Annotated in this window: 12 protein-coding genes; 8 read left to right on the plus strand and 4 right to left on the minus strand. The window is 68.8% G+C overall.

Annotated features, from left to right (window positions below):
- Positions 1–199: 199 nt before the first annotated feature.
- Genes IE325_RS38730 through cseC form a run of 4 tightly spaced genes read left to right on the plus strand, consistent with a single transcriptional unit; the run spans position 200 to position 3,673 of the window.
- The gene (locus IE325_RS38730; RefSeq protein ID WP_003999062.1) at positions 200–739 is read left to right on the plus strand and encodes a SigE family RNA polymerase sigma factor; all 540 of its coding nucleotides are present in this window, start codon (positions 200–202) and stop codon (positions 737–739) included.
- Positions 727–1,458, plus strand: coding sequence for a hypothetical protein (locus IE325_RS38735; RefSeq protein ID WP_190074870.1), 732 nt, complete (start codon positions 727–729; stop codon positions 1,456–1,458). The genes IE325_RS38730 and IE325_RS38735 overlap by 13 nt, the downstream gene beginning before the upstream one ends.
- A gap of 57 nt (positions 1,459–1,515) precedes the next feature.
- Entirely contained in the window at positions 1,516–2,220 is a 705-nt protein-coding gene (gene cseB, locus IE325_RS38740) for a two-component system response regulator CseB (RefSeq protein WP_190074871.1), read from the plus strand.
- Positions 2,221–2,230: 10 nt separating this feature from the next.
- Complete coding sequence (cseC, locus tag IE325_RS38745; protein WP_190074872.1) at positions 2,231–3,673, plus strand: two-component system sensor histidine kinase CseC; 1,443 nt, start codon at positions 2,231–2,233, stop codon at positions 3,671–3,673.
- A 17-nt stretch (positions 3,674–3,690) separates the two neighbouring features.
- Here cseC and IE325_RS38750 read toward each other — a convergent pair whose 3' ends face one another.
- The 3 genes from IE325_RS38750 to IE325_RS38760 form a co-directional block, all read right to left on the minus strand.
- On the minus strand, positions 3,691–4,122 hold the full coding sequence (locus tag IE325_RS38750) for a VOC family protein (RefSeq protein WP_190074873.1): 432 nt from the start codon (positions 4,120–4,122) through the stop codon (positions 3,691–3,693).
- Between the two features lie 60 nt (positions 4,123–4,182).
- Positions 4,183–4,614 carry a helix-turn-helix transcriptional regulator gene (locus tag IE325_RS38755; protein ID WP_190074874.1) on the minus strand — a complete coding sequence of 144 codons (432 nt, stop codon included), beginning with the start codon at positions 4,612–4,614 and terminating at the stop codon, positions 4,183–4,185.
- Positions 4,615–4,732: 118 nt separating this feature from the next.
- Positions 4,733–6,310 carry an MDR family MFS transporter gene (locus IE325_RS38760; RefSeq protein ID WP_190074875.1) on the minus strand — a complete coding sequence of 526 codons (1,578 nt, stop codon included), beginning with the start codon at positions 6,308–6,310 and terminating at the stop codon, positions 4,733–4,735.
- 118 nt (positions 6,311–6,428) lie between these two features.
- Here IE325_RS38760 and IE325_RS38765 point away from each other — a divergent pair, with 118 nt between their 5' ends.
- Positions 6,429–7,028: a TetR/AcrR family transcriptional regulator gene (locus tag IE325_RS38765; RefSeq protein WP_190074876.1), complete on the plus strand. Its 600-nt coding sequence runs from the start codon at positions 6,429–6,431 to the stop codon at positions 7,026–7,028.
- A 1-nt stretch (position 7,029) separates the two neighbouring features.
- Here IE325_RS38765 and IE325_RS38770 read toward each other — a convergent pair whose 3' ends face one another.
- Positions 7,030–7,650, minus strand: a complete 621-nt coding sequence (locus IE325_RS38770) for a M23 family metallopeptidase (RefSeq protein WP_190074877.1) — start codon at positions 7,648–7,650, stop codon at positions 7,030–7,032.
- 497 nt (positions 7,651–8,147) lie between these two features.
- On the opposite strand from IE325_RS38770, the gene IE325_RS38775 reads away from it, so the two are divergent.
- The 3 genes from IE325_RS38775 to IE325_RS38785 all read left to right on the plus strand — a co-directional run bounded on the left by IE325_RS38775 (position 8,148) and on the right by IE325_RS38785 (position 12,564).
- On the plus strand, positions 8,148–8,780 hold the full coding sequence (locus IE325_RS38775) for an HAD family acid phosphatase (protein WP_190074878.1): 633 nt from the start codon (positions 8,148–8,150) through the stop codon (positions 8,778–8,780).
- Positions 8,781–8,887: 107 nt separating this feature from the next.
- The gene (locus IE325_RS38780; RefSeq protein WP_190074879.1) at positions 8,888–9,238 is read left to right on the plus strand and encodes a trypco2 family protein; all 351 of its coding nucleotides are present in this window, start codon (positions 8,888–8,890) and stop codon (positions 9,236–9,238) included.
- Positions 9,238–12,564, plus strand: coding sequence for an NACHT domain-containing protein (locus tag IE325_RS38785; RefSeq protein ID WP_190074880.1), 3,327 nt, complete (start codon positions 9,238–9,240; stop codon positions 12,562–12,564). The genes IE325_RS38780 and IE325_RS38785 overlap by 1 nt, the downstream gene beginning before the upstream one ends.
- Positions 12,565–12,593 lie beyond the last annotated feature (29 nt).

Here is a 12,593-nt window from a genome sequence, read left to right on the forward strand (position 1 = left end):
CCGTTTTGTCCGTTTCCTGATTCCGTTACATAACCGACGGACAGCCGAGCGCTAGCCGAAGGCTGCTTCGGACAGCCCCGTGACAACGCCTCCGTAGCTTCATTTCCGTACCCGACAGGCGGGGACGACTACGAACCACAGGCAGTGGCACCGGCGGCGGAAGAGCCGTCCGGGGACGGGGAATCGGGAGGCGGTCAACATGGCGCAGGGAGAGGTGCTCGAGTTCGAGGAGTACGTCCGCACCCGGCAGGACGCGCTGCTGCGCAGCGCCCGCCGGCTGGTCCCGGACCCGGTCGACGCCCAGGACCTCCTCCAGACCGCGCTGGTGCGCACGTACCACCGCTGGGACGGCATCGCGGACAAGCGGCTCGCGGACGCCTACCTGCGCCGCGTCATGATCAACACGCGGACCGAGTGGTGGCGGGCGCGCAAGCTGGAGGAAGTGCCCACCGAGCAGCTCCCGGACGCCTCGGTCGACGACTCCACCGAGCAGCACGCGGACCGCGCCCTGCTGATGGACATCATGAAGGTTCTGGCACCCAAGCAACGCAGCGTCGTGGTCCTGCGACACTGGGAGCAGATGTCCACGGAGGAGACGGCCGCGGCCCTCGGCATGTCGGCCGGAACGGTCAAGAGCACGCTGCACCGGGCGCTCGCCCGGCTCCGCGAGGAGCTGGAGAGCCGCGATCTGGACGCACGCGCGCTGGAGCGTGAGGAGCGGGAGCGTTGCGCGGCCTAGGCACGACGACGGGCGGCACCGGGCACACGGACACGGGTGACAGGGGCACGGACGAGGATCCGGGAGCCCCAGGGTCCGGGCCCGGATCCGTCCGGGTCCGGGGGAACCTCCAGGCGGCGTTCACGGCGATGGCCGTGGTCGTCGCCCTCGCCCTTTTCGCCTCCGCCTGCGGCACCGGCGGCACCGGCGCCCGCGACGAAGGGCCCGCGCACGCCGACGCGGCGGGTGGCTCGGCCGTATCGAAGTCGGCCTCGCCCACGCCCTCGCCGGTCCCGGACCGCAAGGAGGCCGTACGGCTGGTCAAGGCGGACCCCGTGGTCTCCACCCAGGTCAAGCGTGAGCTGACGCCGTGCGTGTCCGACGACTACCCCATCGACGTGTCGTACGGCGACCTCACCGGCGGGCCCGCGGACGACATCGTGGTCAATGTGCTGTCCTGCGGCGACGGGGTCGGCGTGGCGTCGTACGTGTACCGCGAGAAGGACGGCTCGTACCGCAATGTGTTCAAGTCCGAGGAGCCTCCGGTCTACGCCGAGATCGATCGCGGCTACCTTGTGGTGACACAGCAGGTGTACGCCCAGGACGACGCGCTGTCGAACCCGTCCAGCGAGGAAGTGGTCTCGTACGAGTGGGTCTCCGGGCGTTTCGCCCGCAAGGACCACGTCACCACCGATTACGGCGATCTCGGCGACGACGGGACGGCGGCGCCCGGCGGCTGAGATGACTGGCAAGACCTTTTGAGAACGCTGAAGCACACGAGGACAGAGAGCACCGGGATGGCAGACCAGACCCACGTTCTGTTCGTCGAGGACGACGACGTCATCCGCGAGGCCACCCAGCTCGCCCTGGAGCGGGACGGCTTCGCGGTGACCGCCATGCCCGACGGTCTTTCGGGTCTGGAGGCGTTCCGGGCGGACCGGCCCGACATCGCGCTGCTGGATGTGATGGTCCCGGGTCTCGACGGGGTCAGCCTGTGCCGCCGTATCCGCGACGAGTCGACCGTGCCGGTGATCATGCTGTCGGCGCGTGCCGACTCCATCGATGTGGTGCTGGGTCTCGAGGCGGGCGCGGACGACTATGTGACCAAGCCGTTCGACGGTGCCGTGCTGGTGGCGCGGATCCGGGCGGTGCTGCGTCGCTTCGGGCACGCGGGCCGCGCCGACCGCGTGGAGGAGGCTGGTGACACGGCCGGCGGCGGGCTGCTGGCCTTCGGTGACCTGGAGGTCGACACCGAGGGCATGGAGGTGCGCCGGGCCGGGCAGCCGGTCGCGCTGACGCCGACCGAGATGCGGCTGCTGCTGGAGTTCTCGTCGGCGCCGGGCACCGTGCTGTCGCGGGACAAGCTCCTTGAGCGGGTGTGGGACTACGGCTGGGGCGGGGACACCCGGGTCGTCGACGTCCATGTGCAGCGGCTGCGGCAGAAGATCGGCCAGGACCGTATCGAGACGGTCCGTGGCTTCGGCTACAAGCTGAAGGCCTGAGCGGGGCGGCATGCGGGGGATGTTCAGACGTCCGGCCACGTCCGGCGCGGGGCGGGTCGGCCTCACGGAAGCGGCGGAGATCGCCGGGCAGGGGGCGGGTGTCCGTATGGGGTCGCTCGCCGGTGGTCGTGCGCGCCGGCGCGCGGTCGGCCGTATCGCCATCCGCACCGGACTGCGCTGGAAGCTGAGCGCGGCGATCGCGCTGGTCGGCGCGCTCGTCGCCATCGTGCTGAGCCTCGTCGTGCACAACCAGGCCCGGGTGTCGATGCTGGACAGCGCGCGCGACCTCGCGGACGAGCGCATCCAGATCGCCCAGCGCAGCTATGAGCAGTCCAAGCGGCTGAACTTCCCCAACCTCACGATCGACGACCCGGAGCTGCCGGCGGCACTGCGGGAGAAGGTCGAGGAGGGCCGTCGGGCCACGTATGTGACCGACTCGCCGAGCGGCGCGCCCGACATCTGGGCGGCCGTGCCGCTGAACAACGGGCATGTGCTGTCCCTGCGCACCGGCTTCACCGACCGCAGCGACCACATCCTCAACCGCCTCGACCAGGCCATGATCATCGGGTCCATCGCGGTCGTGCTGGGCGGCAGCGCGCTCGGTGTGCTCATCGGCGGGCAGCTGTCGCGGCGGCTGCGCAAGGCGGCGGCCGCGGCGAACATGGTCGCGAGCGGGGAGCCGGACGTCCGGGTGCGGGACGCCATCGGGGGTGTCGTACGGGACGAGACCGACGATCTCGCGAGCGCCGTGGACGCCATGGCGGACGCGCTCCAGCAGCGGCTGGAGGCGGAGCGCCGGGTGACCGCGGACATCGCGCACGAGCTGCGCACACCGGTGACCGGACTGCTGACGGCGGCCGAGCTGCTGCCGCCCGGCCGGCCCACGGAACTGGTCCTGGACCGGGCGAAGGCCATGCGCACCCTCGTCGAGGACGTCCTGGAGGTGGCCCGCCTGGACAGCGCCTCGGAGCGGGCCGAGTTGCAGGACATCCTGCTGGGCGAGTTCGTCAGCCGGCGGGTCGCGGTGAAGGATCCCGCCATCGAGGTGCGGGTCGTCCATGAGTCGGAGGTCACGACCGACCCCCGGCGCCTGGAGCGGGTGCTGTTCAATCTGCTGGCCAACGCCGCGCGGCACGGCAGGCCGCCGATCCAGGTCACGGTCGAGGGCCGGGTCATCCGGGTCCGCGACCACGGCCCCGGGTTCCCGGAGGACCTGCTCGCCGACGGCCCCAGCCGCTTCCGCACCGGCAGCAGCGACCGCGCGGGCCACGGGCATGGCCTCGGCTTGACGATCGCCGCGGGTCAGGCCAGGGTTCTCGGTGCCCGGCTGACCTTCCGCAACATTCGCCCACCGGGCACCCCTGACCCGGTCCCGGCGGAGGGCGCGGTGGCCGTCCTCTGGCTCCCGGAGCACGCGCCGACGAACACGGGGAGCTATCCGCTGCTGCCGTAGCGATGTCCCCCGGGGGGCTAGAACGGCTTGTCGAAGTCCAGCTCCTCGCTCCGCTCCGTCAGCGAGTACCAGTTGCCGTTGTCGTCGCGGAAGATCGCCTCGATGCCGTACGGCCGCTCCTGCGGCTCCTGGATGAACTCGACCCCGCGTGCCTTGAAGGTCTCGTAGTCCCCCCGGCAGTCATCGGTGTGGAACGCACCCGCTCCGATGACCCCCTTGCCGACGAGGGTCTTCAGCGCGGCGGAGGACTCCGGGTCGAGGCCCGGCCCGTCCAGGCTCATCAGCGCGAGCTCGACATCCGGCTGGTCCTTGGCGCCCACGGTGACCCACCTCATCTCGCCCATGGACAGGTCGTTGCGCACCTCGAAGCCGATCTTCTCGGTGAAGAACGCCTTGGTGCGCTGCTGGTCGAAGGTCCATACGGTGGTGATGCCCAGGCCCTTGATCATGAGACTGCTCTCCCGTGCTGCCGCTTGTGCTTACCGCCCTCACGTTAGGCAGGGGCAGAGTCACCGCGCTTCTCCAGAATTGCCCTCCTCGCGCTGCTCCCGCTGCCGGAATCCCCCGGCCCAGAGCATCGCGTAGCACCCCGGTATCAGCGCCGTCCCGCGTCCGACGTGCTTCTCGCGGTACTCGCTCGGTGACAGCCCGGTCCGCGTCTTGAACTTCGCCGAGAAGGTGCCGAGGCTGCTGAACCCGACCAGATGGCAGATCTCGGTGACGGTCAGATTGGCCACCCGCAGATACTCCTCGGCCCGCTCGATTCGCCGGTGGGTCAGATACTGCCCGGGTGTCTCGCCGTACACCGCCTTGAAGGCCCGCACGAAGTGATACCGCGAGTACCCGGCGTGTGCGGCGACCGCGTCCAGGTCGAGCCCCGGATCGGCCCAGTCCCGATCCATGGCGTCCTTGGCCAGCCTCAGCTGCCGCACTTTGTCCATGCCGTCGATGGTGGCACGCGCCACTGACATCGGGCGGAGACGGCGAAGGCCCTCGGGCGTAAACCCGAGGGCCCTCCATATGCCGGGCTCCGACGGCCTGCGCCGCCTCGCGGCCCGCCTAGACCGCGTCCGCCGTGACGTCCGCCTTCGGCCCGTCGCCCTTCAGCGGGACCTCCTTGACGAACAGGGCCGCGACCAGCGACAGCACCGCGATCACGGCGCCCAGCAGGAACGCCGAGTGCGTGCCGGACGAGACCGCGTGCTTGTACGCCTCCGCCACCGCCTCCGGCAGCTTGGCCAGGCTCGCCGCGTCCAGCTGCGCCGACTGCTCGGTCACCTTGGATCCCAGCGACCCGCCCCGCTCGGCCATGACGTCCTGGACCCGGTTGTTGAACAGGGCGCCCATGATGGCGACGCCGAAGGAGGAACCGAGCGTACGGAAGAGCGTGGTGGACGAGGACGCGACGCCCATGTCCTTCATCTCGACGCTGTTCTGCGCGACCAGCATGGTGATCTGCATCAGACAGCCCATGCCGAGGCCGACCACGGCCATGAACACGCCGGACATGAACCGCGAGGTCCCGGTGTCCATGGTCGACAGCAGGTACAGCCCGACGACCATGGCGACGCTGCCGACGATCGGGAAGACCTTGTAGCGCCCAGTGTTCGTGGTCACACGACCGGCGACCATCGAGGTGACCAGCATCGCGCCGAGCATCGGCAGCAGCAGGAGCCCGGAGTTGGTGGCGGAGGCGCCCTGCACCGACTGCTGGTACAGCGGCAGGAACAGCGTCGCGCCGAACATCACGAAGCCGGTGATGAAGCCGATCAGGGACATCAGCGTGAAGTTCCGGCTGCGGAAGATGTGCAGCGGGACGATCGGCTCGGCCGCCCTGGTCTGCCAGAACACGAACCCGACCAGCGCGGCGACTCCGATGCCGATCAGCTCCATGATCCGCGCGGACGTCCAGGCGTACTCGGTGCCGCCCCAGGTGGTGACCAGCACGATCGAGGTGATGCCCACGGTCAGCAGACCGGCGCCCAGATAGTCGATGCGCGCCTGCGACCGCTTCTTCGGCAGGTGGAGTACGGCACTGATCGCGGCGAGCGCGATGACGCCGAGCGGCAGGTTGATGTAGAAGGCCCAGCGCCAGCCCCAGTTGTCGGTGATGGTGCCGCCGACCAGCGGGCCGCCGATCATCGCGAGCGCCATGACGCCAGCCATCATGCCCTGGTACTTGCCGCGCTCCCGGGGCGGGATCAGATCACCGATGATCGCCATGACGCCGACCATCAGACCGCCGGCGCCGAGGCCCTGCACCGCGCGGAACGCGATGAGCTGGCCCATGTCCTGGGCCATGCCGCTGAGCGCGGAGCCGATCAGGAACAGCACGATCGACGACATGAAGACGCCCTTGCGGCCGTACATGTCGCCGAACTTGCCCCACAGCGGAGTGGAGGCCGCGGTGGCCAGCGTGTACGCCGTGACGACCCACGACAGATGTTCGAGGCCGCCGAGCTCACCCACGATCGTCGGCATCGCGGTGCCCACGATCATGTTGTCGAGCATCGCCAGCATCATCGTGATCATCAGCGCGAGCAGGACGACCCGTACGCTCTTCGGCTGCTTGTCGGCTTGATCGGCTTGCTTCGCCTGATCCGACGGTCCTGTGTCCACTGCCAGTGTGTCCGCCATGACTCCCACTCCCCCAGCTACTTACTTGCCGCCCGGCAAGTTGCCTACACTGAAGGAAGGTAGATGCGTAACTAGCCGGGCGTCAAGTAAGTTTTATGGAAAGCCGAGAAGTACGAGGATGGGTGGCACCATGGACGGCACCAAGCAGCGGCGCCGCGGGGACACCCGCCAGCGCATCCAGGACGTGGCCCTCGAACTCTTCGCCGAGCAGGGGTACGAGAAGACCTCACTGCGCGAGATCGCGGAGCGCCTGGAGGTCACGAAAGCGGCCCTGTACTACCACTTCAAGACCAAGGAAGAGATCATCGTCAGCCTCTTCGAGGATCTGACGAAGCCGATCGAGGACCTGATCGAGTGGGGCAAACGGCAGCCGCAGTCGCTGGAGACCAAGCAGGAGATCGTACGCCGCTACAGCCAGGTCCTGACCGACGCGGCGCCCCTGTTCCGCTTCATGCAGGAGAACCAGGCCACGGTCCGTGAGCTGAGCATCGGCGAGATGTTCAAGAACCGCATGCTCGGCATGCGGGACATCATCATCGACCCGGACGCCGACCTGGTCGACCAGGTGCGCTGCGTCAGCGCCCTGTTCACCATGCACGCCGGGATGTTCGTGCTGCGGGACCTCGAAGGCGACCCCGAGGAAAAGCGCAAGGCCATCCTCGAGGTCGCCACGGACCTGGTCACCCAGGCGCACGAGGGCACCCGGGCGGCCCGGTGAATCAGATCGACAGACCCATGGTCTTCAGGAAGGACACGGGGTTGATCGCGGAGCCGTAGTTGGCGGTCTTGCGGATCTCGAAGTGCAGGTGCGGACCGCTGGAGTTACCGGTGTTGCCGGACCTGGCTATCTTCTGGCCGGTCTTCACGACCTGGCCGATCTTCACGTCGATGCGCGACAGGTGGGCGTACTGGGAGAACGTCCCGTTGCCGTGCTTGATGACGATGGCGTTGCCGTAGGCCGGACCGTCACCGGCGCCGTTGCCGCCGGCCTTGACGACGGTGCCGCCGTGCGCGGCCACGACCTGGGTGCCGGTCGGCACGGCGAAGTCCTGACCACTGTGGGTGGACTGCCACATGCCACCGGCCTGCGCGAAGCTGGCGGACTTCGTGTACTTCTTCACCGGCTTGACCCAGGCGGCGGACTTCTTGGCGGGAGCCTTCTTCACGGCGGCGGCCTGGGCCTTTACGGCGGCCGGGGAACCGGGGGCGGAGGTCATCTCGGCAGCAACCGCGCCTCCGGCGCCCAGCACGACCGAGGCCCCCAGTCCGGCGGCCAGCACAGCTGCACGGGTGCGGAACGCGGACGTACGGGGCGAACGAAGAGAAAAGCGCGGGGACATTCGAAACCTCACGGGGACGACGACAGGGAAAACCACCCGGCACTCAGGCGGTCGCCGGATGGCCATCCCTTGGTAACCCCCACACCCTCGAACCCCAAAACCCCTCAACTACGACAGCGGCTAGTACTCCGGCGCAAAAATCACCGCATCTTGACAGACGGCCCAATACGGACGAACCAGCGCCAACACCAAAATGTGCCGCCGGTTTCCATGTGGAAAGTCCGTTTTACCCCACACCCCTGTTTCCACTATTCCCACTAGTAACGGACAAATCGCCTGTGCGGCATGTCACCGCCGTACGCAATCGGGAGACCCCGGAATGTGACGGGCGCTACGCCGCCCGCCCCATCTTTCGGCAACAAAGCTGTGCCCAACTATGTGAGCGACGCCTCAAGTTGAGCTACCGTCCGGTAACCCACTGGTTCCCCATCAGCCACCACCGCCCGCGAACATGCACGCGACAACTCCAGCGCACATGACGTGAGAGGAACCCCCACATGACGCTTCGCCGCCCCTGGGTGCGCCGTATCGCCGTCGGTACCGTCTCCGCGGCCGCCCTCGTGGCCCTCGCCGTCCCCGCCGAAGCGGCGACCGCGACGAGCAGCTCGGCCACCGCCTCGGCGACCGCTGCCGCGGAGGTCGACTACGACACCTGGCAGAAGGACTGCCAGACGGTCATGAACCAGGCGCTGCCCTATCTGAAGCAGCGAATGGCCGACACCAGGCCGGGTGAGAAGCAGGCGATCGTCTTCGACATCGACAACACCACCCTGGAGACGGACTTCGGCTTCAGCTACCCGCAGCCGGCCAACAAGCCGGCCCTGGAGGTCGCCAAGTACGCCCAGGAGCACGGTGTCTCGGTGTTCTTCGTGACCGCCCGCCCGGGCATCATCTCCTCGGTGACCGACTACAACCTCAAGTACGTCGGCTACAAGGTCTCCGGGCTGTATGTGCGGGGCTTCCTCGACCTGTTCAAGAACGTCGCCGACTACAAGACGGCTCAGCGCGTCGACATCGAGAACAAGGGCTACACGATCATCGCGAACATCGGCAACAGCGCCACCGACCTCTCGGGCGGCCACGCCGAGAAGACGTACAAGCTGCCGGACTACAACGGCCAGCTCTCCTGATCCACGGGCACGGGATCACGCTTGGCGACAGACCGTGCACGCGCACGTCGTGGGGCCGGTACCTTCGGGTACCGGCCCCATCACGCATTCCGGCAGGAAGAGGTCCCATGAGCGCTGCGGACGCGTCACGCATCGAACTCGCGGACGCCATCCAGACCATCCGCGACGAACTGCTGACCGCGACCCGGCGCTCGGCGGGACAGGACGTCGTCTTCGAACTCGGCGACATCCAGATGGAATTCACCGTGGAGATCCGCAAGGAGATCAAGGCGAGTTCGAGGGTGAAGGCCTGGGTGGTCGACGCGGGCGCGGACGGCGCGCGGACCGACGGCCGTACCCACAAGGTCTCCTTCACCTTGCGCGCCCAGGACGCCCGCACCGGCGCTCCCCTCAAGGTCGGCAACGAGACCGAGGGCAGCGTCCGGGCGTTCGGCCGGGGCACCCCCGCGCCGCGGTGATGCTGCGCTCGGCGGTCGAGCGGTCCGTGGTGGTACTGGCCGGATCGCAGGGCAGCGGGATCATGCTGTCCCCCCGGCTGGTCCTGACCAGCGCCCACGTGCTGCGCGACAAGGAGTGGATCCGCACGGTCCACCCCGAGAGCGAACAGCCCCTGCCCAGCCGGGCGGTGTGGCAGGACGAGGAGAGCGACGTGGCTCTCCTGCTCACCGGCGAGGAGCTGGTGGACCCGGTGCGGTGGGCACTGGCGAGGCTGCGCTGGGGGGCCGTGGAGTCACCCGATCCGCTGCCCGGCTGCCAGGTCGTCGGGTTCCCCGCCGTCCAACGCCATGGTCCGGACGACCAGTTGGAGTACGACCAGCTCACCGGCACGGTCCTGCCGATGGCGGGCCGGCTCAGATCGATGCTGGTCTGCGAGTTCGACCGGGCACCGGTCGCCGCCCCGAGGCCGGGCGAATCACCGTTCGCGGGACTGTCCGGTGCCCCGGTGTTCGCCGGCTCCGTGCTGATCGGCGTGGTCACCCAGGTACCGGAGGGCCGGGATCATCGCCGGATCGAGGCGGTCCCGGTGCAGCGCATCCTCCAGGCGCCGGGCTTCCCTCGGCATGTGATGGGTGCCGAGCCGGGCCATGTGCCCCCGGTGCTCGAAAAGGTCGTACCCGGCCATCACCTCCGGGACGAATGGTTCGAGCGGCACTACGCACGCGCCCTGAAGACCCGGTACCGCAAGATCGAGATCTTCGGGATCGACGAACTGGGCACGACCGAGACCAACTGGGACCTCGACACCGCGTATCTGAGCCTGGAGGCCCTGTCGGTCTCGGCGGCGGGCGACGACGCACCGGTGTCCAAGACCGTCTCCACACCCCGCCGTATCAACGATCTGCTCGCCGACCGGCCGCGGGCGGTACTGCGCGGTGAAGCCGGCGCGGGCAAGACCACGCTGGTGTGGTGGCTCGCCTCACACGCCGCCTGTGGCGCCCTCGACCACGAACTCGCCGAGCTGAACGACCTGGTGCCGTTCGTCATCCCCATGCGCAGCCTGCTCGCCCGGAGGATGGCCTTCCCCAAGCCGCACGAACTGGCCGCGGTCGCCGAGCTCCAGATCGACGAGATCCCCGAGGGCTGGGCCCGCCGCGTCCTGGAGGCCGGGCGGGCGCTGCTCCTGGTCGACGGCATGGACGAGGTCCCGCCCGCGGACCGGGAGGAGGCCCGCCACCGCCTCGCCGACCTCCTGGCGATGTATCCGCACAACCGCTGCCTGGTCACCGTACGGCCCCTGGCCGTGGCCGCCGACTGGCTGGCCGCCGAGAACTTCGAGGAGTTACGGCTGCTGCCCATGCGGGACGAGGACGTTCTGGCCTTCTCGAAGGCCTGGCATGCCGCCGCGCGCCTTGAGTGCGCGGGCTTCCGCGACCCGCATCGGGCCGCCGCCGAGGACGAGAACCTCCACACCCTGGAGCGGGCCCTGGAACAGGAACTGGGCCGCAATCCGACCCTGTTGCACCTGTCCCGTACCCCGCTGCTGGCCGCTGTGGTCTGTGCGCTGCACCGGCGCCGCCGGGGCTTTCTGCCGGAGACCCGCTGGTCGCTGTACAACGCGGCGCTGACCATGCTGCTTGGCAGCCGGGACACCCTGCGCCGGGTCGCGGCACCCGAGGGCATCACCCTGGGGGTCGAGGAGCACCAGCAGCTGCTCCAGCGCATCGCGGCCTGGCTGGCCCGCAGCGGCTACGCGGAGTTCAACCACGAACAGGCACGGCATCAGATAGAGCTGGCCATGCGGGGCATGCCCCAGGTACACCGTCAGGGCTCCGCCGAGGCCGTACTGACCCATCTCCTCAACCGCAGCGGTCTGCTCCAGGAACGCAACGACACGGCGATCCAGTTCATCCACCGCACCTTCCAGGACTATCTGGCGGCGAAGGAGCTCCAGGAGAGCGACGGTCTGGGGGAACTGCTGAGCCACGCGACCGACGAGGAGTGGCAGGACATCATCCTGCTGGCCGTGGGCCACTGCCACCGGGGCGAGGTGCGCAGGCTGATCGAGGCGCTGATCAGGAAGGGCGACCAGTCCGAGGACGTCAGGACCCGTGGCGACATCCATGTGCTCGCCGCGCGATGCGCGCTCGGCGCGGTGGTCCTGGAGGAGGAGATACGGGAGCGGATCGCCGACCGTGTCCGGGCGCTGATGCCGCCGCCCGACGACACCGCGGCCGCCAAGCTGACATCTCTGGGGTCCTACGTCCTTCCCCTGGTCCCGGGTCCCGAGGGGCTCGCCGAGCGGGAGGCGGGGGCGGTCGTCCAGCTGATCCGGGACATAGGCGGCCCCCCGTCCCTGCCGCTGCTGCGGCGCTTCGCCGAGCACCCCTCCCCCGAGGTCCGCGGAATTCTCCTCTCCGCCTGGCCTCGTCATCCAGCCGAGGAGTACGCGCGTGAGGTCCTCGCGCATGTTCCGCTGGACGACGCCCGGATCGTCGTGATCAACCGGGCCCAGGCCGCGGCGCTGCGGTACTGCGGTCCGCTCGGCCATGTGCTGATCGACGTGCCCCTCAGCGGCACGGATCTGGCGAAGCTGCTGCCTGAGCAGGGAATTCGTGACCTGACACTGATCGGCAACCCCCTGCTCGGCGACCTTTCCTTCGCCCGAAAGCTGTCCGGGCTGGCGTCCTTGTCCCTGACCGTCTGCCCCAGGGTCCGGAGTTTCTCAGCGCTTGAAGGACTGCCTCTCACCACACTCCGCCTGGAGCTCAACGAGATCGAGAAGTCCGAACTGGGCGCTCTCCAGCGACTCGACCGGCTGACCGACCTGTCCCTGGACGGAACGCTGCTCGACAGCAGCATCCCGCTGCCGTCGGGACACCCGACCGTCGAGCGGCTCCAGGTGAGCAGTCCGGCGAAGATGATGATCAACGACTTGTCCCAGTGGCCGGAGCTGCGCGAACTGGTCGTCCGCGGCGACTGTCACGCGCACTCCCTCCTGCTCGCGGCCTCGCGGGCCCCGTCGCTCAGCAGTCTGGAGTTCTCCCTCACCTCGCTGCACCTGCCCCGCCAGATCGCACCGGCGACCGTCGACAAGGACGGACTGATACGACGCCGCCCCCGCGAGCTCGAACCTCTGCCGACGATCCGCAGTCTCACGCTGCGGGAGGTGAGCCGGGGCGGCTCCACGAGGGATCTGGCGCGGGTGTTCCCCCACCTCACCTTCCTCGCCCTGGAGTGCACAGAGGACGCCGCACTCGATCTGGCCCCGCTGGGCGACCATGCCGGGCTGTCGATCGTGGTCAACGGCCGACAGGTGCGGCCGGAGGAGCTCTCCTCGCGTTAGCCCATGCGAAAGGGGCCGGTGCTCGAAAG

It is taken from the genome of Streptomyces lanatus, from assembly GCF_014655715.1.
GTDB lineage: Bacteria > Actinomycetota > Actinomycetes > Streptomycetales > Streptomycetaceae > Streptomyces > Streptomyces lanatus.

Coding starts and splice junctions, on each gene's coding strand:
- IE325_RS38750 (WP_190074873.1), bottom strand. CDS start 4,122: ATGATCAAGGGCCTGGGCATCACCACCGTATGGACCTTCGACCAGCAG.
- IE325_RS38780 (WP_190074879.1), top strand. CDS start 8,888: ATGAGCGCTGCGGACGCGTCACGCATCGAACTCGCGGACGCCATCCAG.
- IE325_RS38770 (WP_190074877.1), bottom strand. CDS start 7,650: ATGTCCCCGCGCTTTTCTCTTCGTTCGCCCCGTACGTCCGCGTTCCGC.
- IE325_RS38755 (WP_190074874.1), bottom strand. CDS start 4,614: ATGGACAAAGTGCGGCAGCTGAGGCTGGCCAAGGACGCCATGGATCGG.
- IE325_RS38785 (WP_190074880.1), top strand. CDS start 9,238: ATGCTGCGCTCGGCGGTCGAGCGGTCCGTGGTGGTACTGGCCGGATCG.
- IE325_RS38760 (WP_190074875.1), bottom strand. CDS start 6,310: ATGGCGGACACACTGGCAGTGGACACAGGACCGTCGGATCAGGCGAAG.
- IE325_RS38775 (WP_190074878.1), top strand. CDS start 8,148: ATGACGCTTCGCCGCCCCTGGGTGCGCCGTATCGCCGTCGGTACCGTC.
- cseC (WP_190074872.1), top strand. CDS start 2,231: ATGCGGGGGATGTTCAGACGTCCGGCCACGTCCGGCGCGGGGCGGGTC.
- cseB (WP_190074871.1), top strand. CDS start 1,516: ATGGCAGACCAGACCCACGTTCTGTTCGTCGAGGACGACGACGTCATC.
- IE325_RS38730 (WP_003999062.1), top strand. CDS start 200: ATGGCGCAGGGAGAGGTGCTCGAGTTCGAGGAGTACGTCCGCACCCGG.
- IE325_RS38765 (WP_190074876.1), top strand. CDS start 6,429: ATGGGTGGCACCATGGACGGCACCAAGCAGCGGCGCCGCGGGGACACC.